Source organism: uncultured Selenomonas sp., from assembly GCF_963528755.1.
Taxonomy (GTDB): Bacteria; Bacillota; Negativicutes; order Selenomonadales; family Selenomonadaceae; genus Selenomonas.
Genome location: NZ_CAURXA010000004.1, coordinates 16321 through 37332 on the forward strand (window position 1 = coordinate 16321; position 21012 = coordinate 37332).

Consider the following 21012-nt stretch of genomic DNA (forward strand, 5'->3'; position numbering starts at 1 on the left):
GGGTATATTTATTATCTTACCCCTTTTTCTTGAATTGTCAATAGCCGCGCTGTGCTGTGTCATTCCAATGCACGAAGGATGCGATAGAGCTGCTCCTTCAGCGCCTCGGCCTCTTCGAGGGTGAACAGTGTGCCTTTTTTATTGACGAGGCAGCCCATCGCATAGGGAATCTTTTCCGCCTCTTCGCGCAGGGCTTCCCCTTCCTTCGTGATCTCCACGACGACCACGCGCTCATCGTCCGCCTTGCGGCGGCGCTTCAGATACCCCATGCTTTCCAACTTCTTGAGCACGGGCGTCAAGGTGCCGGAGTCGAGGTACAGGCGCTTGCCGAGATCGTGCATGGTGACGGTGTGCTCTTCCCAGAGCACCATCATCGTGACGTACTGTGCATAGGTCAGACCGATCCTTTTCAGAAAGGGATTGTAGGCGGCCACGATCTTGCGGCCTGTGGCGTAGAGTGGGAAACAAAACTGATTTTCCAGCAGAAGCGGATCGAATTTCTTTTTTGCCATTGACAACATCTCCATAGAATGATTCTTGTTTCAGTGCTTTTTCGATATTTTATCAGATAAATAAAATACAAGCAAACGAAATGTAGAAAAATAAAATATGAAAAAATGATATTTTATAAAATTACATTTGACAAAATATATTTTACGTGTATAATAAAACATGTAAGCAGCTTCTCCCGAACGCGAAGAGGAAAAGAGCTGCTTATATGGATGAAGAGAAAATTCCGTGCTTCGGACATTTGATTTGAAGTATTGCATGATTTATTTGGATGAAAACAGGAGGTTATTCATTATGAGCACCATCGTTTTGGCAGTATCGGCCCTTGTATGCGCTACGGTATTTCGGCTTCTCGGCGAAGAAGTGCAGAAGGGATAAGGCGACGCATCCTGCATACCACATAATCACATAAAGCAAAACGCCGCAAGGCACTCAAACAGCATGTGTTTCCGATGGGAGCGCATGCTGTTTTTTTTAGGAAGCTTTGACGAATTGCTTTATAGATGAATCTTATCACAAAACCTTCATATATAAATAAAATAATGATACTCTATCTCATTTACAACCTTCGAGGAACGTGCTATACTACATGCTAAGAAAATCTCGAAAGAAGGTGCAATATGAATTTTTTGAAGAGGATGCTTCGTGGGAACGGCAAGGGGCTGTTTCTGCTGGCTCTGTGCCTCGTGGCGGCGCTTCTGACGGCGGGCTGCGGCGGTGCAGCGGGGGATGCGCCCTCGGGCAAGAAGAAGGTCACGGTGACGACGTCGTTTCTCGCCGACATGACGAAGGAGCTGGCGGGCGACTACGTCGATATTGACCTCGTCATTCCGGCAGGCGAAGACCCGCATCTTTACGTCGCACAGCCGGCAGACCTCAAAAAGCTCAAGGATGCCGATCTCGTGCTTTACCACGGGCTGCATTTCGAGGGCAAGATGGTCGAAATCCTTGAAAAGCGCGGTACGGCGGTGACGGCGGACTTCCCGGCGGACGCTGTACTGCGCATGGAAGAGGACGGCGAGAGCGTCGTCGATCCGCACTTCTGGTTCAGCATTGCGCTCTACAAGAAGGCGACGGAGAAGGCGGCGGATAGTCTCTCCAAGCTCGTGCCCGAGCATGAGAAGGAGATTCGGGCGAACTCGGCTGCATACCTCGCCAAGCTCGATGCGCTCGACGCCGAGGTCAAGGAGAAGATTGCGTCCATTCCCGAGGGCAAGCGAAACCTCGTCACGCCGCACGACGCTTTCAACTATTTCTCCAAGAGCTACGGCATGACGGTCGTCGCGCCGCAGGGCGTGAGCACGAATTCTGAGGTGGCGAATGCTGACATTGAAAAGACCGCAGACTTCATCGTCGAGCACAAGGTCAAGGCGGTCTTCGCCGAGAGTACGACGAATCCCGAGCGCATGAAGAAGCTGCAGGAAATCGTGCGGTCGAAGGGCTTCGATGTCGAGATCGTCGGCGGCGAGGGGAATGAACTGTTTTCCGATTCGCTCGCACCCGCAGGGCAGAAGGGAGATACGTTCATCGACATGTATCGGTTTGACGTCGATCTGATCGTCCGTCATCTGAAGTAAGGAAAAAGGGAAGAAGGGCGGGCGACCGCCCTTTTTTGCTTTTTCCGTTCGATGCGGTCGAGTTGGCTGATTCTAGGGAAAGAAGGCGGAATATGGGAGAAAAGATGCTGCTTCATGTGGAGGATGTGACGATGGCGTACCGCGAGAGCGCGGTGCTCTGGGACATCGATCTCGATGTGCCGACGGGTGTACGATGTGCGATCGTCGGGCCGAACGGCGCAGGAAAATCGACGCTCCTGAAGGGAGTCCTCGGTCTTGAGAAGCCCGTCGCGGGCTATGTGCGCCTTTGGGGCAAGACGATCGACGAGGTGCGCGAGCGCATCGCCTATGTGCCGCAGCGCGGCGCGGTCAACTGGGATTTCCCGACGACGGTGTTCGATGTCGTGCTCATGGGACGCTATGTGCATATCGGGCTCATGCGCCGCCCGGGCAGGGAGGATCGCGAGAGGGCGAGGGCGGCGCTCGCTGAGATGCAGCTTGAAAAGCTCGCCGAGCGCCAGATCTCGGAGCTTTCGGGCGGCCAGAAGCAGCGCGTCTTCATCGCGCGCGCACTCGCGCAGGAAAGCGACCTCTACATCATGGACGAGCCGCTGGCGGGCGTGGACGAGACGACGGAGCGCATCGTCATGGATAAGTTCGTCGCGCTGCAGAAGGCAAGGAAGACGGTGATCGCCGTGCATCACGATCTTTCGACGCTCGACATGTACTTCGACTACCTCGTCGTTCTGAATCGTACGATCAAGGCGAGCGGCTACTTGAAGGATATGGACAAGGAAGCGGCGCTCGCGCTCGCCTTCCGTCCGAAGGAGCGTTGACGATGGACATTCTGATGAACTACGCTTTCCAGATCATCGCCCTCGGCACGGCACTTCTCGCGGCGGTCGCGGCGCCCGTCGGCGCTCTGAGCGTCTACAAGGGGCAGAGCCTCATCGGCGACGCCATCGGACATGCGACGTTTCCGGGCGTCGTCCTCGCCTTCATGGCGTTTTCGACGCGAAGCCCCGCCGTGCTGCTCGTCGGCGCAATGGCGGCGGCCGCCGTCACCTTTTTCGCCATTCAGGCGGCGCACGAGAACACGCGCGTCGGACTCAATGCCAACCTCGCCGTATTCCTCTCGGGCTTCTTCGGCCTCGGCATGGTCTTGAAGAGCTTCATTCAGGGGAACGAAGCTTATCGCGGCGCGTCACAGGCGGGGCTTGAGACGTACATTTTCGGGCAGGCGGCGTACATGCTCGAAGCCGATGTGAAGCTCATCGCCTTCGTCGCTGCGCTCTGCGCGGCGCTGCTCTTCGCGTTCTACAAGGAGCTGAAGGTCTTCGTCTTCGATGCCGAGTATGCGCGTGCCGTGGGGCTTCCCGTGCGCCTGCTGCAAGTCCTGCTGCCCTTTTTGACGATCGCCGTCATCGGCATCGGCATCAAGGCGGTCGGCGCGATTCTCATCAGCTCCTTCCTCATCATCCCGTGCGTCGCGGCGAGCCAGTGGTCGGACGATTTTGCGCACGTGCTCTTCCTGAGCGCCGTCTTCGGCGTCGTCGCAGCTCTCGCAGGCACCTATGTGAGCACGCTGGAGCAGGGCATGTCGACGGGGCCGAGCATCATTTTGGCAGCCTCTGCCATCGCCTTTTTGTCCATGTTCTTCGGCAAGCGGGGTGCGTTCAGAAAGCGCGGAAGGAGGGAAGAGGCATGACCGATTCTTTCGTCGTGCTCGCCCTGACGGCGGCGGCGTGCGCCCTGCCCGGCGTGTTCCTGCTCCTGCGCAATCTCTCGATGATGGCAGATGCGATCAGTCACACGGTGCTCCTCGGCATCGTGCTCGCGTTCTTCCTCGTGCGCGACCTCTCGTCACCGTGGCTGCTTTTCGGTGCGGCGCTCATGGGCGTCGTGACCGTGCTGCTCGTCGAGCTTCTGGGAAAGACGAAGACGACGAAGAGCGACGACGCGATCGGCATCGTCTTTCCCGTGCTCTTCTCGCTCGCCGTCATCCTCATCAGCAAGTATGCGGGCAACGTGCACCTCGACACTGACATGGTGCTGATGGGCGAGGTCGTCTATGCGGGACTCGATACGGTGACGCTTTTCGGGCACGAGATTGCATCCTCCACCGTCAAGATGGGCGCGATCTTCCTCGTCAATGCGGCGTTCATCACGCTCTTTTACAAGGAACTCAAGCTCTCGACCTTTGACGAGGAGAACGCGCGTCTCATCGGCATGGCGACGGGCGCGATCTTCTACGCGCTCATGACGCTGATTTCCCTGACGACGGTCGCGGCATTCGACGCCGTCGGCTCGATCCTCGTCATTTCGTTCTTCATCGCGCCCGCGGCGGCGGCGCTTCTCTTCACGAAGCGCCTGCATCACGCGCTCTTTCTCGCCGTGTTCTTCGGTGTCCTCGGCAGCGCCATCGGCTACGGCCTCGCGCTTCACTTCAACGCTTCGATGGCGGGCATGTGCGCTCTCGTCAACATGCTCATCTACGTCGTCGCCGTCTTCGTCTATCCGAAGGGCGTCATCACGCGGCGTTTGAAGCGCATGCGGCGCAAGGCGCGGCTCAAGGAGGAGCTTTTGATCATCCACCTCGGCACGCATACCGCCGAGAACCTTTACAGCGAGGAAAACGCTGTGCGCGACATCGCCGAGCACCTGCGCTGGAGCGAAAGGGAGATGCGGCGCGTCAGCGAGAGATTGAAGGAAGCCGGCATCGTGCGCCGTTCGGGCGGTTACTACCTGCTGACGGAGAAGGGGGAGGAGTGCTATCGTGCGCTTTGCGAGGAGTATGTGATCTGAGGAGGAGTTGCAAATTCATATCATTTGTACTATAATGTAAAGGTATGGAACAAATGTGTTCCGCAGAGTGAATTGTTCTCGATGGGAGGATGAAGAATGAAGAAGAAGCTTTTGGCAGCGGCGCTTGGCGCATTTGTAGGACTTGGTATGTATGCGGCGCCGACGGATGCGCACGGCGTGTTCTATGCGAACCGCCTCGATCAGAAGGCGCTCGTGCTCGGTGAAGGTCCGTTGGACAACGCTTACGATCCCGCATGCGTGCAGCGCATCGACGCCTACGATGTGAACTTCGAGCCGACGACGGTCGAGCGCGTCGATGCGGGCAACCATGTGACGATCGTGCCGGGCGACGACCTCGGCGTGACGGCGACCTTCTTCGACTATGGCTACTTCGCCAAGACGACGGACGGCCAGGTCATTCCGACGCGCGACTACGCGAGCGTTGAAAATCTCAAGGCAGTGACGTACGCGCGCAAGTACAATGTGCATTACTGGAATGCGGCTGTGAAGCCGGGCGGGCTCTACAATGTGCCGATCCAGATCGTTCCCGCAGTCAATCCCCTGACGCTTCGCCGTGGCGACGCGCTGCGCCTGCGCATCTACAAGGATGGCCAGCCGTATGCGAATGCGCCCGTTATCGCTGACGTTCTTGGCGATCTCACGACGGAAACGAACGCGGATGCGAACGGCTACATCACCGTGCGTGTGGCGAACAACGGCCTCAACGTCATCGGCGTCGAAGTCGCCTTCCCGACGGACGATCCGATCGTGACGGAGAAGATCTTCAGCTCGCTTTCGTTCATCATTCCGGCCGAGTAAGAGCGGCTTCGCTTCGTAGAAATATGAAAATATGCGCTTAGGCGCATCAAAAACACCGCAGGCATTGTGCTTGCGGTGTTTTTGATGTTGCGGCGTTTTCAGATGTCGACGCTGCATTCCTTACGGATAGCATGCACCTGCTGCATATAAGGTCAAATAAAAGTGAATCTTTCTTCAAAAATGAACAAATTTCATTTTCAGATTGAATTTTAACGATGTATGTGCTATACTCACAAATGTGATAGGAATAACCGCTATCAGCGGTGTTCAGATAGAAAATCATTGAAGGAGATGTTCTCGTGGAAAATACGTGGGAGTTGTTTCAAAAGGGCGGCCCTGTCATGTACGTCCTCTTGGTGTGTTCGATCGTTGTTGCGGTCATTGCCATCGAGCGGTTCCGCTTCTACCGTCAGGCGGGCAGGGGCGCGAGCGATTTCGTCGCGAAGCTGCCGGCTTTCCTGAAGGAGCACGATTTGAAGCAGGCAGCGGAGCTTTGCCGGACGGAGAACACGGCGCCCGCGTACATCGCCGAAATCGGCGTGCGTGCGGCGGCGGCGGGCGATGACTTGACGCTCGCGCTCGACACGGCGTACGCCGATATGGCGATGCGCCTGAGGGAGAGGCTCAACTACTTGTCGATGATCGTGACGATGGCACCGCTCCTGGGGCTTCTCGGTACGATTTCGGGTATGATTGAGTCGTTCAGCATCTTCAGCGTGCGTGCGGGCGAGCCGCTTGCCATCACGGGCGGCATCGGCGAGGCGCTGATCGCGACGGCGACGGGGCTTTGCGTGGCGATTTTTTCGCTGATCGTGCATACGTACTTCGTGCAGAAGCTTGACGAGATGCTCGCCATGCTCGACAAGGCGGCCGCCGCTGTGCGGAACGCGTTGAAGAAGACGGGGGAGGATGGCCATGCGGCGTGATTTTCGTATTACGAAAGAACCGCTCGTCATGATCATCCCGATGATCGACATCATGCTTTTTTTGCTCGTGTTCTTCATGATCAGCACGATCTACATGGTGCAGACGAACACGGTGCAGGTCGCTCTGCCGCAGGCGGCTGCGGGAAAGATGGAGACGCGCCCGAACATCGTGCCGATCACGGTGACGGATAAGGGCGATGTGCTCTATGACAAGGACGAACTGCCGAATGAAGACCTTGCGGACAAGATGAAGGCTTCCTTGGCGAGTGATCCCGATACGGTGTTCGTGTTGCGCGGCGACAAGAAGGCCGACTATGAAGCCGTCGTGCGCGTCTTGGACCTCCTCAAGCGCTCGGGCGCGAAGCACGTCTCCATCGCGACGGAGACAGCGGGGAGGCAGTGAGATGCGGTTCAAGAGCTACTGGCGCACGACGGTCGTCGCGGCGATTTTTCTGCACTTCTTCGTCTGGCTGGGACTGGCTCTCGCGCTGCCCCTGCTCGACTTCGAGGGCGATCCCTTGGCGGTGCAGGAGATGGAAGTCGTAGACCTTCCAGAGGAAGGCTCTTCGGGCGAGATGGAAGAGAAAAAGCCCGATCCGCCGAAGCCGGAACCGCCCGAACCGCCGAAGCCTGAGACGCCGCCTGTGGAGACGCCGCCCGAGGATGTTATCCCGACGGAGACGTCGCCGACGGAAGCCGCTGAGTTGGACGAGGCGGTGGCGGAGCTGCAGAAACAGGAGGAAGCGGCGAAAAAGAACGGTGAGGACGGCAAGGCTCTGCCGCCCGCACCGCCCTCACAGGCGGTTGGCGTGCTCATTACGGCGGGCAATACGCCTGATACGCGCGGCACGGACTTTCGCGGCACGGTCGGCATCCTCGTGAGCATCGACGCGCAGGGGCATATCAGGGGTTATCGCTTCACGCAGACTTCGGGACGCCGCGTCGTCGATCAGCTCGTCTTGAATGCCATTCGCAACTTCAAATTCGAGCCGGCGCTCGATACGAATGGACAGCCGATGAAGACGATGCGTCTCCTGCGCTTCCCGTTCGACGGTTCGGGCAGTCATGCCTACGAGGATGATGAGAACAAGCGCATTCGCGTGAACAAGGAGATGTTCCTCCGAGAGCTTCATGCGAGGGGACAAGCGCCGTCGACGTAAGGGGGCGGCACATAAGAATCGTATCGGAACTTCCAAAAAGAAGGTGAGAGTCTTGAAAAAAATCTTATTCCTTTGCATGGCACTCGTGCTTTTCGCCGTGCCGCGCGCAGATGCAGCACCGAAGTGGCAGGAGGTCGCTGATCGCATTGCTCAGATGGTCGATCAGGCCGTTTCTGTCTACGAGACGGGCGACTACGAGGGTGCACGCGACCTCGTCAATACATCTTACTACGGCATTTATGAAAAAGAGGGTTTGGAGAGCGTCATGCGCAGTTCCGTCTCCGCCAAGGAGACGAGTCTGACTGAGTATCAGTTCTACAAAGTCAAGAAGAGCATGAAAAATGGCGAGAGCGTAGACACGGTCAAACAGGAAGCCGAAAAGCTCAAGTCGATGGTCAACGACAACGTCAAGGCGCTCGAAAATGCGCATGGCAGTTCAGGCTGGGCGGCGTTTCTGCCTGCTTATCTGATCCTCCTTCGCGAGGGCTTGGAAGCGATCCTCGTGCTCGTCGCGATCATCGCCTATCTGAAGCGCGCGCAGGATGAGAAGCATCTCGGCACCGTCTACAACTTCTCGATTGCGGCGGTCGTCGCGAGTTTCATCTCGGCGTATCTGTTTAACACGTTGTTGAACAACACGACGGGCGGCATGAGCCGCGAAGTGCTCGAAGGTGCGACCGCGCTCTTCGCCGTCGTCGTCCTGCTTTTGACGAGCGCATGGCTCGGCGGCAAGGCGAACAAGGACAACTGGAAGCAGTACATCGACGGACTCGTCAAGGAATCCATCACGCATGGCACGGCCAGGGCATTGGGCATGGCGGCGTTCCTCGCCGTCTACCGCGAGGGCGCGGAGGTCATTCTCTTCTATCAAGCGCTCTTCAACAACGCGGCCGCCGACGTCACGATGATTTGGGCAGGTTTCGGCGCGGGTTGCGTGACGCTGGCCTTGATCTTCTACGGCATGCAGCATGGCATCTTGAAGATTCCCCTGCGTCCGTTCTTCCTGTTTACGAGCATCCTGATGTTCCTGTTGGCCGTCACTTTTGTTGGCGGTGGCATCGAGGAGCTGCAGGAGGGCGGCGTCATCGGCATCACGCGCTTCGAAGGCTGGCCTACGGTCGATCTTCTGGGTATCTTCCCAACGGCGGAGACGCTCGGCGCACAGCTTCTCGTGCTGCTTCTTGGCGTGGGAATGGTCATCTACGCGAAGAGACGCAAGCCGAAAGCGGCGTGATCGCCTCTTCAAGAATTATTGGCAATGGCGGAGCAAAGTGCTCCGTTTGCAGGTGCAGCGGATTGCCGCATCTATATAGGGCGTATTATGTAAGGGCGTCCAGGAGGAATTTCATTACATCATTTTTCGGAGGAGTGTGTTTTATGAAAATGTTCAAGCTCAAGAAACTCAAGTCAGCGTTGGCGGTCTGCGCGGTAGCGGCATCGCTCTTCACGCTCGGCGGCTCTGCGTCGGCGGCGGGCTTCACGGAGTACCCGATCGGCGACGAGATCGAGAACGAGGCGAACCACTTCAAGGTAGCGCTCGTCTATTTCCAGCCGATTGAGATGCTGCCTGCAGGCATGATGCTTTCGCCGGACAAGGCGGACATGCACATTGAGACGGATATCCATGCGACGGAAGGCAACGACACGGGCTTCGGCGTCGGCGAGTGGATCCCGTATCTGACGGTTCACTACAAGTTCACGAAGCGTGAGACGGGCCAGAGCGTCGAGGGCGTCTTCATGCCGATGAACGCAGACGATGGCCCGCACTACGGCGCGAACGTCAAGCTCCTGGGTGCCGGCACCTACGACATGCACTTCTCCATCGAAAGCCCGTATCGCCAGAACTACGGCCTGCACGTCGATGATGAGACGGGCGTCAAGGGTCGCTTCTGGGATGAGCCTGTGACGATGGATTGGGTCTTCAACTACGTGCCTCGTCGTTGGTAGTGCTGAGCCGTCCAAGAAGCGAACCCTGAAAGGGTGAAGCTGATTGGGCAACGGCTCGTATGCGAAAACGTCCCAAGAGCGCAAGCCGAAGGCGCAGCGCGATTGGCAGACGTTGACCGCTGCTGACCTGTCCGTGAGACGAACCTCGTTCTCTTAAAGGGCATAAGCCCACCACCATCCAATGGGTGGCGGTGGGCTTTGCTTTCATATTCCTATAGATAAAGTGAGGTGCAGAATATGCTGCAGATGTTCCTGCAACAGTTTGTGCCGGCGATGGAGCAGGTGCTGACGCTTGCTGTGCCGCTCGGCATCCTTTTCGCCATCCTGCGGCGGCTGCCGCTCGAAAAGTATCGCCGCAATTATAACACCGCGATTCATTGGGGCTTCTGGCTTTCCGTCGCCATCGTGGCAGCTCGCGTCGGCACGCGAAACGCCGTGAGCCGCGAGGTCGCCGAAGCCGGCGCGATCGCCGTCGCCATGATCGCCGAGGTCGTGCTCGTCGCCATGCTCGCGCGCGGCGCGGGGCAGAAGGAGGAGCTTTCGCGCCCGCTGCAGGTTTCCGCCTGCGTCATCGGCGTCTTGCTCTTCTTCTATCACGGCATGGAGCTTTGGCTCATCCCCGTCGGCACGATCATCTCGGCGGCGGGCGACTACATGACGCAGACGGTCGCCGTGAAGCTCGCGGGCTTTGCCGCGGGGCTGTTCTTCGGCGTCGTCAGTTCCTTCGTCGCCTACAAGGCGGCGGCGGCGCTCAACCCGAGGCGGCTCTTTTTCGTCTTCGTCATTCAGGCGGGCGCCATGTTCATCCAGCAGGGGATCTTCCTCGTGCAGGTGCTGATGGCGCGGCACATCCTCGACAGCGCGGCGCTGCTTTCCATCATGGCGCCGATCATCGACCACTCGTCGTGGCTCATCTTCATCATCTTCTTCGCGCTGCTCTTCGTGCCGCTGACGCTCTTCTCCCAGAAGAAGCCGGCGCGTCCTGCCGGCACGAATCCCGCCGAGTACCGCCGCATGATCATGCAGGCGATGCACAAGAGGCGCTGGGGCACGGCGACGGTGCTGTTTCTCGCGGGCATGGTCTTCTTGTCGAGCTTCGGCGCGAGCTATGCGAACCGCAAGGAAGAACTCGTGCCCGCTGTCCCTGTGACGGCGGTTGACGGCTTCGTCGACGTGGATCTCTCCGTGGTCAACGACGGACATCTGCACCGCTTCGTCTATCAGACGGCGAGCGGCCAGATGGTGCGCTACATCGTGATCTTAAAGGGCGGAAATTCCTACGGCGTCGGGCTTGACGCCTGCGAGATCTGCGGTCCGACGGGCTACTACGAAAAAGACGGGCAGGTCATCTGCCGCCTGTGCGACGTCATGATGAACAAGGCGACGATCGGCACGAAGGGCGGCTGCAACCCGATTCCGCTCGAATACAGCGTGGCGGACGGCAAGCTGCGCGTGCCGCAGGACGCCTTGGACAAGGCGCGCGACGTGTTCCGCTGATGCGTGAAGGAGGGATACAATGTTTTGGCAGATGGTAAAGGGCGCGCTGATTCGCCAGAGGAAGCGCTTCTTCCTCATCGCGCTGACGGCGGCTCTCGGCGTATCGCTGGCCGCCGCCATGCTCAACGTCATGTTCGACATCGGCGAGAAGGTCAATCAGGAGCTAAAGGCTTACGGCGCGAACATCACGGTCACGCCGAAGACGGCTTCCGTGCTGCAGGACGTCTACGGCCTTGAGGGCGGACGCAAAGAATATTTGAACGAGGCGGATGCGGCGAAGATCAAGACAATCTTCTGGACGAACAACATCGTCGCCTTCGCGCCCGAACTTTCGGGCGAAATCGCTCTCGCGGACGGCAGGAATGTGCCGATCATGGGCACGTGGTTCGACCATGAGCTTGAACTGCCGACAGGCGAGAAGATGCAGACGGGCGAGAAGGAAATGAAGTCGTGGTGGAAGATCGACGGCGCGTGGCCGACGGAAAGCCCCGACGAGGCGCTGGCGGGCGCGAAGCTCGCGGACGCTCTGGGGCTAAAGCCCGGTGATACAGTTTCCTATCGCACGAAGGACGGCGCGGAAAGGACGCTAAAGATCACGGGTGTCGTCACGGGCGGCGGCGCAGAGGATGATGCTCTGACCGTGAACCTCGCGCTCGCGCAGGAGCTTCTGGGCGCTGCCGGAAAGATCGACAAGATCGAGGTTTCCGCCGTCACGACGCCTGAAAACGACCTTGCGCGAAAGGCGGCGGAGAACCCCGAGCGCCTTTCGCAGAAGGAGCGCGAGATCTGGTACTGCACGGCCTACGTCAGCTCCATCGCCTTCCAGATCGAGGAGGCGATTCCCGGTTCTTCGGCGCAGCCCGTGCGGCAGATCGCCGAGTCCGAGGGCAAGATTCTCGAAAAGACGCAGATGCTCATGCTGCTCATCACAGGGCTTTCGCTTCTGTCGGCGGCGCTCGGCGTGTCGAACCTCGTCAGTGCGAACATCATGGAGCGAAGCCGCGAGTTCGGCCTCATGAAAGCGCTCGGCGCGACAGACCTCTCCGTCGTCCTCATGGTGCTCGCCGAAATCTTCATCGCAGGCGCCTTGGGCGGCTTCTTCGGCTACTTCGGCGGTCTGGCGCTCGCGCAGGCGATCGGGCAGACGGTCTTCGGATCGAGCATTGCGAACAACCTCGTCGTCATCCCCATCGTGGGCGGACTCATGGCTCTGATGCTCCTCATCGGCAGCCTGCCCGCCATCCGCATGCTTCTCTCCTTGCAGCCCGCAAGCGTCCTTCATGGCAGGTGATTTGATATGGCAGGAAGAATAAAGATACTGGAAATGTTTCTGCGCATGATCGTGCGGGCGCTCTTCCGCCAGAAGTCGCGCATGTTCGTTGCGCTCCTGGCGGTCGCGGTCGGCGCGGCGATCATCTCAGGCATGATCACGGTCTACCGCGAGGTGCCCGCGCAGCTCGGGCGCGAGTTCCGCGCCTACGGCGCGAACGTGCTGCTCTTGCCGGCGGGCGAGGCGAAGACCTTCGACTCCGCCGCCTTGCAGAAGGCGCGTGAGGCACTGGCGGGACGCGACGTCGTCGGTCTTGCGCCGTTTCTCTACGAGCGCCTTGAGGTTAACAAGCAGCCCGTCCTGACAGGCGGCACGGACTTCGAGGAAATCAAGAAGGTCAGCCCCTATTGGATGGTCAAGGGCGAGTACCCGAAGGCGGGCGAGCGCGAGATCCTTCTGGGTGCCGAGATGGCTTCGAAAATCGCGCGTGATACGGACAAGCTCATCGGCCAGACCGTATCGGTCAGCGCGGGCGAGGGCAAGGCCATGCTCTCTTTCACCGTCTCGGGCATCGTCTCGACGGGCGGCAAGGAAGAGCAGTTCGCTTTCCTGAACCTCGACGAGCTGCAAAAGATCGTCGAAAAGCCCGGCGCCGTCGGACTCGCACAGCTTAGCGTCGTCGCCGATGGCGACAGCTTGAAGTCCGTCGAGGAATCCATTCGCACCGCGAATATCGGCATCGAGCCGCAGGAGGTGCAGCAGATCGCGCATTCGGAGTTCAACGTCTTGAAGAAGCTCGAAGTTCTGATCCTTCTCGTGACGATCATCGTCCTCATTTTGACGCTCATCTGCGTGACGACAACGATGACGGCGGTTGTTACGGAGCGCCGCCGCGAGATCGGTCTCAAGAAGGCGCTCGGCGCTTCGAATGCGAACATCGTCATGGAGTTTCTCGGAGAGGGCTGCGTGCTCGGCCTTGTCGGCGGCCTTTTAGGCAGCGGCTTCGGCTACCTCTTCGCACAGAGCGTCAGCATCAACGTCTTTTCGCGCGGCATCGCCTTTGCTCCGGGCATCGCCGTGCTCGCCGTCGTCTTGTCCGTCATCGTGACGGGCGTCGCGAGCCTCATTCCCGTGCGCATCGCGACGAGCGTTGACCCCGCCATCGTCTTGCGGGGAGAGTAGGAGGGTTTTATGAGTCTATTGGAATTGAAAGACGTGACGATGGCCTACGGCGGCAAGGTCAAGGCGCTCGACAACGTCAACCTCAAGGTGGAAAAGGGCGATTGGCTCGCCGTCATGGGGCCTTCCGGCTCGGGCAAGACGACGCTCATGAATATCATCGGCTGCATGGATCACGCGACGAGCGGCACGGTGCTTCTGGACGGCATCGACATCACGAAAGTCTCCGACCACGAGCTGACGCTCCTGCGCCGCGACAAGATCGGCATCGTCTTCCAGCAGTTTCACATGATCCCGTACTTGACGGCGATCGAAAACATCATGGCGGCGCAGTACTATCACAGCATCCCCGACAAGAAGGAAGCGCTCGAAGCGCTCGACCGCGTGGGGCTTGCCGACCGCGCTGACCATTTGCCGAGCCAGCTTTCGGGCGGCGAGCAGCAGCGCGTCTGCATTGCGCGCGCCCTGATCAACTACCCCGTGCTCATCCTCGCGGACGAACCGACGGGCAACCTCGACGAGGTCAATCAGAACCTCGTCATGAAGATCTTCCGCGAACTGCACGCGGAGGGTCATACGATCCTCACGGTCACGCACTCCGCCGAGGTCGGCGCGGCAGCGGAGCGCTGCGTCATCATCGAGCATGGGCGCATGGTGGAAAAGAGCGCCGAGGAGCAGGCGGCGGCAAAGCTGAAGGAAGGGGCGAAACAATGAATTTGGGCAGGAAGTCTCTGACGCTGGTCTTGGGCGTCGCCTTCGCGACGGCTCTCTTCGCGGGCTGCGGTGACGATGCGGCGAAGGACGAGCCGAAAGACGGCGGGGCGCAGGGCGTCGCCGTCAAGAAGATTGCCGACATCGACCTCTCGCAGGCGAAGGACGGCACGTACAACGGCGAGAGCAGCGAGAACTCTGAGTACGGTCACGGTAAGATCGCCATCACGATTAAGGATCACAAGATCGTGAGCGCGACATACTTTGGCATCGACAAGGACGGCACGATGAAGGGCGAGGACTACGGCAAGAAGAACGGCCAGGTCAGCGATGCGCAGAACTACAAGAAGGCGCAGAATGCCGTCAAGGCGAATGCGACCTACGGCGCACAGCTCGTCGAGCGTCAGCAGCCGGGTAAGGTCGATGCCATCTCGGGTGCGACGATCTCCTACGAGCAGTTCATCGAGGCCTCGACGAAGGCGCTCGATGAAGCGAAGAAGTAGCTATGATTCGCTTGCAGAATTTAGTAGCTCAAGGCGCAGGGCATCTTGCCCTGTGCCTTTTGCTCGTTTCTTTTGCCGCTTCTCTTTCGGCGGGATGCTTGCCCGCGCAGATGAAGAGCGCGGCTTCCGACGACGCTTCCCACACCGCAGAGGAAGCGAGTGAGGAGTTCTTCGCGATGGATACGAAGATGACGGTCAAGGTCTATGGCGAAGGCGCACCCGAGGCGGCGCGAGAGGCGAAGGAGCGGCTTCAAGCGCTCGATGCGCTTTGGAGCGCGACGAGCGAGGGAAGCGACGTCGTGCGCTTGAACAGCGGCGCGGGCGAGGCCGTCGCGCTCGCGCCTGAGACGATGCGGCTTCTGCGCCTCTCCGAGGTGGTGCGCGAGGAGACGAAGGGCGCACTCGACGTGACGCTTCTGCCGCTCCTCAAGCTCTGGGGATTTTCGGGCGGCGTGCATCGCGTGCCGACGGCAGAGGAAATCGAGGCGGCGCGTGCCTTGACGGGAGCGGGAAAGCTCAAGCTCGACGAGGCAGCGGGTACGGCGCGGCTCGAAAAGGGCAGCAGCGTCGAGCTCGGCGCGGTGGCGAAGGGCTATGCGGGCGAGCTTGTCGCGGCGGAGCTCAAGTCGCGCGGCGTGCGCTCGGCGCTCCTCGACCTCGGCGGCAACATCGAGACGGTCGGCGCGCGCGAGGACGGCACGCCGTGGCGCGTGGGGCTTCGGAATCCTTTCGGCGGAGCGCTTCTCGGCACGGTCGAGGTCGCGGACGCCGCCGTCGTGACCTCGGCGATCGACCAGCGCTTCTTCACGGATGAGGCGGGAAACCGCTATTGGCACATCCTCGATCCGGCGACGGGAAAACCCGCGGCGAGCGGCCTTGCATCCGCCACTGTCGTCGCGTCATCGGGCGGCAGGGCGGACGCGCTGTCGACGGCGCTCTTCGTCATGGGCGCGGATCGCGCCGCCGCTTTCTGGCGCGAGCGGCAGGATTTTGAGATGGTGCTCGTCGGCATGGACGGGCATGTGTGGATTACAGAGGGGCTTCTTGACCGCTTCTCGGCGGGCGAGGGGCTGACGGGAGAAGCGGAGGTCATTCGATGAACGGGGGAAAGAAGGCGCGGCTCTTCGCTCTTTTCGCCGCGCTCCTGCTCGGCGCGGCGGGCGCATGGCTCTTCGCAGCCGCTTCTCGCGGCGAAGATGCATCGGAGTCGGGCGCGGTCGAGGTCGTGCAGGACGGCGCGGTGATCTATCGCTTCACGCGGGAGGAACTGCAGGAAGAGCGCCATATCCGCGTGCCCTATGGCGAGCACGAGAACGTCATCGCGACGGGCGGCGGCACGATCCGCATCGAGAGCGCCGACTGTCCCGATCAGATCTGCGTGCATACAGGCGAATTGAAGGGGGACGGCGCACCGATCATCTGTCTGCCGCATCGCCTGGAGATTCGCTGGGCGAAAGCGGGCAGCGCGGGCGAGGCCGATGCGCCCGATGCGGTGGCGAGGTGAGGGGCGCGCGGCAGGAGTGCGGCGCTCGGCAAGGTGCGTCCGCGCGGAAGCGTATATGCGCAGAGGGAGCGCAGGAAGCGTGGCTGGCGCAGCAGGGGGCGGCGCGGCTGACGCTTCTTTCCATCTGCCTCGCACTTTCTTTGATGCTCTTCTTCGTTGAGCTTCGCCTGCCGCTCGTCGCGGCGGTGCCGGGCTTCAAGCTCGGCCTCGCGAACATCGTGACCGTCGCCGCGCTCCGTCTCTTTCGCGCGAGGGAAGCGCTCGTGCTCCTCGTCCTGCGCATCGTGCTCGGAGCGGCCTTCGCGGGCAGCCTGCCCGCACTGTCGTTCAGCCTTGCGGGCGGGCTTCTGGCGCTTTCGGTCGGCGTCCTCTTGCTGCGCGCCGCCCCGCGCGTGCAGCTCGCGCTGCTCGGCGTCGCGGGCGCACTCTCGCACAATGTGGGTCAGCTCCTTGCCGCCGCTTTCTGGCTCGGCACGCTCGACGTCTTTTACTATGCGCCCATGCTCTTTGCTCTGGCCGTTTTCACGGGATTTGCCACGGGTTTCCTCGCGCAGGAGATTCTGCGGCGGTTGCCTTTAAAAAATAAGAAAATTTCTCAAAATCTGTAACAAATGTTCCTGAAAAAGCATTTATCTAGTATTATACTAGGAAACAGAAAGAGAGGAGATGACAGCCATGAAAGGTCAGGCAGGCAGGGTGCTTCGCCCCGCCGAGGAAATGGCGCCCGTCCCGGGCTGCACGGTGTCGGAAGCTATCAGCGCGGTGGGCGGCAACAACGTCGTCTGGTTCTCGCTCGCAGAAGCGACGGACATCAGCGCGGAGAGCTATGAGCGTCGCCGCCTCTGGTACGTCGCTTCGGGCACGATGGAAGTGGTCGAGGAGAGCGGGAATACGGCGCTCGCCGCAGGAGATTTTTTCATCGTACCCGTCGGTACGCCCGTGGGCGTCAAGACCGAGCGCGGCGCCGTATATCTTGAGATCAGTTTGCAGGAGGGAAAGACCATGAATAAGGCAATCGAGGACAAGAAGGTATTTCAGCTGGCAGAGCTTCTGCCGTGCCAGGACGGTAAGATCGTCAACATGGATCTAGTGCAGAGCCCGAACCTCAAGTTCGTGCTCATGAGCTTCGGCGCGGGTACGGGACTCGACGAGCACGCGGCACCGGGCGAGGCTCTCGTCTTCGCGCTCGAAGGCGAGGCCGTCATCGGTTACGAGGGCAAGGAGTACACGGTTCACGCGGGCGATAACTTCAAGTTCGCGAAGAACGGCAGACATTATGTGCGTGCCGTGAAGAATTTCAAGATGGCATTGATGCTGGAGCTTGCTTAAGCCGATACGAATACAGGTGCGTTCGTGCCTGTACGGCTTCAACAAGTGGAAAAAGCGTGCGGGCAGGACGAAGCCCGTGCGCTTTTTTTATGAAAGCGGCGGCAAATGCGAATTGCTTTCAGCAAAAGGCTTGACATCTGCCGCTTTCGTGATAAGCTAAGAGTATAGTGTTTCATTAGATTTACAAGGAGTGGATACGATGAGGAACAGCAAGATCAAATGCATCCATGCACGCGAAATCGTTGACTCGCGCAGCAATCCGACGGTGGAAGTCGACGTGCTTCTGGAGGACGGCAGCTTCGGCCGTGCGGCATCGCCGTCGGGCGCATCGACGGGTCAGTTTGAAGCGCTTGAGCTGCGTGACGGCGATAAGGCTCGCTACCTCGGCAAGGGCGTCCTGAAGGCGGTCGAGAATGTCAACACGACGCTCGCCAAGGCGGTCGTCGGCGTCGACGCTGCGGATACGGCTCTCGTTGACCGCACGATGCTCGATGCGGACGGCACGGAAGACAAGTCGAAACTCGGTGCGAACGCCATCCTCGCTGTTTCCATGGCGGCGGCGAAGGCAGCAGCTGCGAGCGAGGAGACGCCGCTCTATCGCTTCTTGGGCGGCAGTCAGGGCGGCCTTTTGCCCGTGCCGATGATGAACATCCTGAACGGCGGCGCCCACGCGGCGAACAGCATCGACGTGCAGGAATTCATGATCATGCCGGTCGGCGCTCCCGATTTCCGCACGTGCATCCAGTGGTCATCGGAAGTCTTCCATGCGCTGCAGAGCCTCTTGAAGGCGGACGGCCATGCGACGGGTGTCGGCGACGAGGGCGGCTTCGCGCCGAACCTCAAGTCGGACGATGAGGCGATCGATTACATCATGCGTGCGATTGAGAAGGCAGGCCACAAGCCCGGCAAGGACTTTGTGCTCGCGATGGATGCGGCCGCCAGCGAATGGAAGGGATCGAAGAAGGGCGAGTACAAGCAGCCCAAGTCCGGTCAGGTCTTCACGACGGCAGAGCTTGTCGAGCATTGGAAGAAGCTTGTCGACAAGTATCCGATCATCTCTCTCGAAGATCCGCTCGACGAAGAGGATTGGGAGGGTTGGCAGCTCATCACGAAGGAGCTCGGCGACCGCCTGCAGATCGTTGGCGACGATCTCTTCGTGACGAACACGAAGCGCCTCAAGAAAGGTATCGACATGAAGGCCGCGAACGCCATTCTCATCAAGGTCAATCAGATCGGCACGCTGAGCGAGACGCTCGCTGCCGTTGCCATGGCGCACAACGCGGGCTTCAAGGCCGTCGTGTCGCATCGCTCGGGCGAGACGGAAGACACGACGATTGCCGACCTCGTCGTCGCGCTGAACGCTGGCCAGATCAAGACGGGTGCACCGAACCGCAGCGAGCGCGTCGCGAAATACAATCAGCTCCTGCGCATCGAGGAAGAGCTGGGCAAGAATGCCGTCTTCGCAGGCAAGAATGCTTTCAACGTGCCTCTGCCGTGAATTTGAACGGAAAGTTTCAGTGATTCTCAAGATTTACAGCCTCCCCGACGGGGAGGCTGTTTTCGTCCCAAAGCATATCGTCAACACTAAGAATCACTATTGACAAGTCGATAAAGCGCGGGTAGAATAGAGCGATAGCATGGTATATAAGGGCAATGCCCTTTGGCAAGGAAAGAAGGAGAAATCATGGCAACGTATATTCTGGGAGCGATTCTTTTGGCAGCACTTTTTTTCGCTGTGCGCGGCATGATGCGCCACTTTGGCGGTGATGGTGCTTGCTGCGGCGGGGGCGGCAGCATCGAGGGCGGCCCGAAGAAGAAGCTCTATCACGATGTCATCGGCGAAAAGGTGCTGCACATCGAGGGCATGCACTGTGACAACTGCAAGAACGCCGTCGAACGTATGCTCAACGGCATCGACGGCGCTGCGGCCGAGGTCGATCTCGGAAAGAACATCGCCGTCCTCAAGATGGAGCGCATGATCTCCGATGAGGAGCTTCATGCAGTTCTCGATAAGACGGAGTACAAGCTCGCCCGCGCCGAGCTGCGCGAGGCATAAGATCATACAAAAAGACCCTGCCGTCTGGCAGGGTCTTTTTGTATACCTTTATCAAATTAGATTTCATGCTTCCCTATGCGCGGATAGTCTCTCATCGCGCGAAGGTCGTCGTCAAGGAATACGGCGGGGTCGATGCCTGTATGACGGATGAAGTTCAAGAGTTCCACGTCGTCCATGACGTAATGTATGGCATCGCGGCGGCAGTGGGCGAGGTTTACGCCGAAGGGTTTCGGGAGAAGATTACCGTTCTTGTCTGCAAAGACAACGACGATGGGAGCGAGCGTGTGGCCGAAGACGACCTTCTTGACGATGGCGTAACCGAGCTGCGTCTTCATGACCGTACCGACGGGGTAGATGGCGACATTGTCGAAGAAGAGGCGTAGGCGATCCATGTCGAAGTGGCCGGGCGAGTTCTTCATCATCATCTGATAGACGACGTTCGGTTTGTATGCCCTTTTGTAGGAGCGTGCGCTTGTCAGCGCATCGTAGACGTCAGCGATGGCAGTGATGCGGCTGTACGGGTGGATGGACTTGCCGCGCACATGGTAGGGATAGCCTGAGCCGTCAAGGTGCTCATGGTGCTGGACTGCAATGATGGCAAGGATTGAGGCGATTGGCGAGTTGAGTTCCTTGAGGATCTTACGTCCTTCGCTTGGATGGCGGCGGATGATTTTGAATTCGTCGGCAGTCAGAGAACTGGTTTTGTTGAGGATAGGCGTGGGCACGGCGAGCTTGCCGATGTCGTGCAAAAGGCCTCCGAGCGTGATGACCTGCAGCTTGCTTTTGGAGTAGCCGCAGAGATTGCCGAGCATCGTCGCGAGGACGGCGACATTGACCGAATGTGAAAACGTGTAGGAATCGTGCAGACGAATGTCCGTGATCTGTACGAGATTCTTCTTTTTCGTCATGATGTCGCGCACGAGAAGGTCGGCGCACTGTTCCATGAGGTCCATGTCGAATTGCCCGTTCACCTCCGCTTGGCGGAAGGTTTCCGCTACACTGTCGACGGCCTGTACGCGTGTGCGCTCTTCGATGACGTCTGGAGGCGGCGGCAGCTGGAAATCGGCGGAAAGCGAGGTGACGTGCAGCTCAGGGACGCTGAGCTGACGAAGCCGATAGATGTAACGATCCGTTAGAGGCGTGCCGCGCACGAGAAAAGGGGCGCCTTTTTCGTTGAAGATGCTTTGCGCCGTCACCATGCCGACTTTGAGCTGGTTTGATTTCAAGCGTATCATGGACA

At 59.3% G+C, this 21012-nt stretch carries 23 protein-coding genes; 21 read left to right on the plus strand and 2 right to left on the minus strand.

The window, feature by feature from the left end; translation table 11 throughout:
* Positions 1-59: 59 nt before the first annotated feature.
* A complete protein-coding gene (locus RWS31_RS05680; RefSeq protein WP_314596613.1) occupies positions 60-512 on the minus strand; it encodes a MarR family transcriptional regulator in 453 nt (150 codons plus the stop codon).
* A gap of 618 nt (positions 513-1130) precedes the next feature.
* Here RWS31_RS05680 and RWS31_RS05685 point away from each other — a divergent pair.
* The 21 genes from RWS31_RS05685 (at position 1131) to RWS31_RS05785 (ending at position 19772) form a co-directional block, all read left to right on the plus strand.
* Positions 1131-2087, plus strand: a complete 957-nt coding sequence (locus RWS31_RS05685) for a metal ABC transporter solute-binding protein, Zn/Mn family (protein WP_314596614.1) — start codon at positions 1131-1133, stop codon at positions 2085-2087.
* A gap of 92 nt (positions 2088-2179) precedes the next feature.
* On the plus strand, positions 2180-2902 hold the full coding sequence (locus RWS31_RS05690) for a metal ABC transporter ATP-binding protein (RefSeq protein ID WP_006193845.1): 723 nt from the start codon (positions 2180-2182) through the stop codon (positions 2900-2902).
* A 2-nt stretch (positions 2903-2904) separates the two neighbouring features.
* Positions 2905-3774 (plus strand): metal ABC transporter permease, encoded by an 870-nt coding sequence (locus RWS31_RS05695; protein ID WP_006193844.1) that lies wholly within the window; start codon positions 2905-2907, stop codon positions 3772-3774.
* Positions 3771-4871 carry a metal ABC transporter permease gene (locus RWS31_RS05700; RefSeq protein ID WP_314596615.1) on the plus strand — a complete coding sequence of 367 codons (1101 nt, stop codon included), beginning with the start codon at positions 3771-3773 and terminating at the stop codon, positions 4869-4871. Before RWS31_RS05695 ends, RWS31_RS05700 begins: the two co-directional genes overlap by 4 nt.
* A 96-nt stretch (positions 4872-4967) precedes the next feature.
* Positions 4968-5690 (plus strand): DUF4198 domain-containing protein, encoded by a 723-nt coding sequence (locus RWS31_RS05705; protein ID WP_314596616.1) that lies wholly within the window; start codon positions 4968-4970, stop codon positions 5688-5690.
* A gap of 299 nt (positions 5691-5989) precedes the next feature.
* Positions 5990-6616: a MotA/TolQ/ExbB proton channel family protein gene (locus tag RWS31_RS05710; protein WP_314596617.1), complete on the plus strand. Its 627-nt coding sequence runs from the start codon at positions 5990-5992 to the stop codon at positions 6614-6616.
* Positions 6606-7019 (plus strand): biopolymer transporter ExbD, encoded by a 414-nt coding sequence (locus RWS31_RS05715; RefSeq protein WP_009646938.1) that lies wholly within the window; start codon positions 6606-6608, stop codon positions 7017-7019. The genes RWS31_RS05710 and RWS31_RS05715 overlap by 11 nt, the downstream gene beginning before the upstream one ends.
* Position 7020: 1 nt before the next feature.
* Positions 7021-7776, plus strand: a complete 756-nt coding sequence (locus tag RWS31_RS05720; RefSeq protein WP_314596618.1) for a TonB family protein — start codon at positions 7021-7023, stop codon at positions 7774-7776.
* 52 nt (positions 7777-7828) lie between these two features.
* Entirely contained in the window at positions 7829-9010 is a 1182-nt protein-coding gene (locus RWS31_RS05725; RefSeq protein ID WP_009646955.1) for an FTR1 family protein, read from the plus strand.
* A 143-nt stretch (positions 9011-9153) separates the two neighbouring features.
* Entirely contained in the window at positions 9154-9723 is a 570-nt protein-coding gene (locus tag RWS31_RS05730; protein WP_264917582.1) for an iron transporter, read from the plus strand.
* A 237-nt stretch (positions 9724-9960) separates the two neighbouring features.
* The gene (locus RWS31_RS05735; RefSeq protein ID WP_314596619.1) at positions 9961-11220 is read left to right on the plus strand and encodes a DUF2318 domain-containing protein; all 1260 of its coding nucleotides are present in this window, start codon (positions 9961-9963) and stop codon (positions 11218-11220) included.
* A 19-nt stretch (positions 11221-11239) separates the two neighbouring features.
* A complete protein-coding gene (locus tag RWS31_RS05740) occupies positions 11240-12511 on the plus strand; it encodes an ABC transporter permease (protein WP_314596620.1) in 1272 nt (423 codons plus the stop codon).
* A gap of 6 nt (positions 12512-12517) precedes the next feature.
* Entirely contained in the window at positions 12518-13672 is a 1155-nt protein-coding gene (locus tag RWS31_RS05745; protein ID WP_314596621.1) for an FtsX-like permease family protein, read from the plus strand.
* 9 nt (positions 13673-13681) lie between these two features.
* Entirely contained in the window at positions 13682-14383 is a 702-nt protein-coding gene (locus tag RWS31_RS05750; RefSeq protein ID WP_006193832.1) for an ABC transporter ATP-binding protein, read from the plus strand.
* A complete protein-coding gene (locus RWS31_RS05755) occupies positions 14380-14883 on the plus strand; it encodes an FMN-binding protein (RefSeq protein WP_314596622.1) in 504 nt (167 codons plus the stop codon). The genes RWS31_RS05750 and RWS31_RS05755 overlap by 4 nt, the downstream gene beginning before the upstream one ends.
* Before the next feature lie 2 nt (positions 14884-14885).
* Entirely contained in the window at positions 14886-15983 is a 1098-nt protein-coding gene (locus tag RWS31_RS05760) for an FAD:protein FMN transferase (protein WP_314596623.1), read from the plus strand.
* The gene (locus tag RWS31_RS05765) at positions 15980-16387 is read left to right on the plus strand and encodes a NusG domain II-containing protein (RefSeq protein WP_314596624.1); all 408 of its coding nucleotides are present in this window, start codon (positions 15980-15982) and stop codon (positions 16385-16387) included. Before RWS31_RS05760 ends, RWS31_RS05765 begins: the two co-directional genes overlap by 4 nt.
* Positions 16384-16995 carry a Gx transporter family protein gene (locus tag RWS31_RS05770; protein WP_314596626.1) on the plus strand — a complete coding sequence of 204 codons (612 nt, stop codon included), beginning with the start codon at positions 16384-16386 and terminating at the stop codon, positions 16993-16995. Before RWS31_RS05765 ends, RWS31_RS05770 begins: the two co-directional genes overlap by 4 nt.
* A 67-nt stretch (positions 16996-17062) precedes the next feature.
* Positions 17063-17716, plus strand: a complete 654-nt coding sequence (locus RWS31_RS05775; protein WP_314596628.1) for a cupin domain-containing protein — start codon at positions 17063-17065, stop codon at positions 17714-17716.
* A 199-nt stretch (positions 17717-17915) separates the two neighbouring features.
* On the plus strand, positions 17916-19214 hold the full coding sequence (eno, locus tag RWS31_RS05780; protein WP_314596630.1) for a phosphopyruvate hydratase: 1299 nt from the start codon (positions 17916-17918) through the stop codon (positions 19212-19214).
* Between the two features lie 186 nt (positions 19215-19400).
* Positions 19401-19772, plus strand: a complete 372-nt coding sequence (locus RWS31_RS05785) for a heavy-metal-associated domain-containing protein (RefSeq protein WP_314596632.1) — start codon at positions 19401-19403, stop codon at positions 19770-19772.
* 56 nt (positions 19773-19828) lie between these two features.
* Here RWS31_RS05785 and RWS31_RS05790 read toward each other — a convergent pair whose 3' ends face one another.
* On the minus strand, positions 19829-21007 hold the full coding sequence (locus RWS31_RS05790; protein ID WP_314596634.1) for an HD-GYP domain-containing protein: 1179 nt from the start codon (positions 21005-21007) through the stop codon (positions 19829-19831).
* Positions 21008-21012 lie beyond the last annotated feature (5 nt).

Excerpts from the sequence above, each read along its gene's own strand:
- RWS31_RS05680 (WP_314596613.1), bottom strand. The coding sequence starts at position 512 with ATGGCAAAAAAGAAATTCGATCCGCTTCTGCTGGAAAATCAGTTTTGT.
- RWS31_RS05685 (WP_314596614.1), top strand. The coding sequence starts at position 1,131 with ATGAATTTTTTGAAGAGGATGCTTCGTGGGAACGGCAAGGGGCTGTTT.
- RWS31_RS05690 (WP_006193845.1), top strand. The coding sequence starts at position 2,180 with ATGGGAGAAAAGATGCTGCTTCATGTGGAGGATGTGACGATGGCGTAC.
- RWS31_RS05695 (WP_006193844.1), top strand. The coding sequence starts at position 2,905 with ATGGACATTCTGATGAACTACGCTTTCCAGATCATCGCCCTCGGCACG.
- RWS31_RS05700 (WP_314596615.1), top strand. The coding sequence starts at position 3,771 with ATGACCGATTCTTTCGTCGTGCTCGCCCTGACGGCGGCGGCGTGCGCC.
- RWS31_RS05705 (WP_314596616.1), top strand. The coding sequence starts at position 4,968 with ATGAAGAAGAAGCTTTTGGCAGCGGCGCTTGGCGCATTTGTAGGACTT.
- RWS31_RS05715 (WP_009646938.1), top strand. The coding sequence starts at position 6,606 with ATGCGGCGTGATTTTCGTATTACGAAAGAACCGCTCGTCATGATCATC.
- RWS31_RS05720 (WP_314596618.1), top strand. The coding sequence starts at position 7,021 with ATGCGGTTCAAGAGCTACTGGCGCACGACGGTCGTCGCGGCGATTTTT.
- RWS31_RS05730 (WP_264917582.1), top strand. The coding sequence starts at position 9,154 with ATGAAAATGTTCAAGCTCAAGAAACTCAAGTCAGCGTTGGCGGTCTGC.
- RWS31_RS05735 (WP_314596619.1), top strand. The coding sequence starts at position 9,961 with ATGCTGCAGATGTTCCTGCAACAGTTTGTGCCGGCGATGGAGCAGGTG.
- RWS31_RS05740 (WP_314596620.1), top strand. The coding sequence starts at position 11,240 with ATGTTTTGGCAGATGGTAAAGGGCGCGCTGATTCGCCAGAGGAAGCGC.
- RWS31_RS05745 (WP_314596621.1), top strand. The coding sequence starts at position 12,518 with ATGGCAGGAAGAATAAAGATACTGGAAATGTTTCTGCGCATGATCGTG.
- RWS31_RS05750 (WP_006193832.1), top strand. The coding sequence starts at position 13,682 with ATGAGTCTATTGGAATTGAAAGACGTGACGATGGCCTACGGCGGCAAG.
- RWS31_RS05755 (WP_314596622.1), top strand. The coding sequence starts at position 14,380 with ATGAATTTGGGCAGGAAGTCTCTGACGCTGGTCTTGGGCGTCGCCTTC.
- RWS31_RS05760 (WP_314596623.1), top strand. The coding sequence starts at position 14,886 with ATGATTCGCTTGCAGAATTTAGTAGCTCAAGGCGCAGGGCATCTTGCC.
- RWS31_RS05765 (WP_314596624.1), top strand. The coding sequence starts at position 15,980 with ATGAACGGGGGAAAGAAGGCGCGGCTCTTCGCTCTTTTCGCCGCGCTC.
- RWS31_RS05775 (WP_314596628.1), top strand. The coding sequence starts at position 17,063 with ATGAAAGGTCAGGCAGGCAGGGTGCTTCGCCCCGCCGAGGAAATGGCG.
- eno (WP_314596630.1), top strand. The coding sequence starts at position 17,916 with ATGAGGAACAGCAAGATCAAATGCATCCATGCACGCGAAATCGTTGAC.
- RWS31_RS05785 (WP_314596632.1), top strand. The coding sequence starts at position 19,401 with ATGGCAACGTATATTCTGGGAGCGATTCTTTTGGCAGCACTTTTTTTC.
- RWS31_RS05790 (WP_314596634.1), bottom strand. The coding sequence starts at position 21,007 with ATGATACGCTTGAAATCAAACCAGCTCAAAGTCGGCATGGTGACGGCG.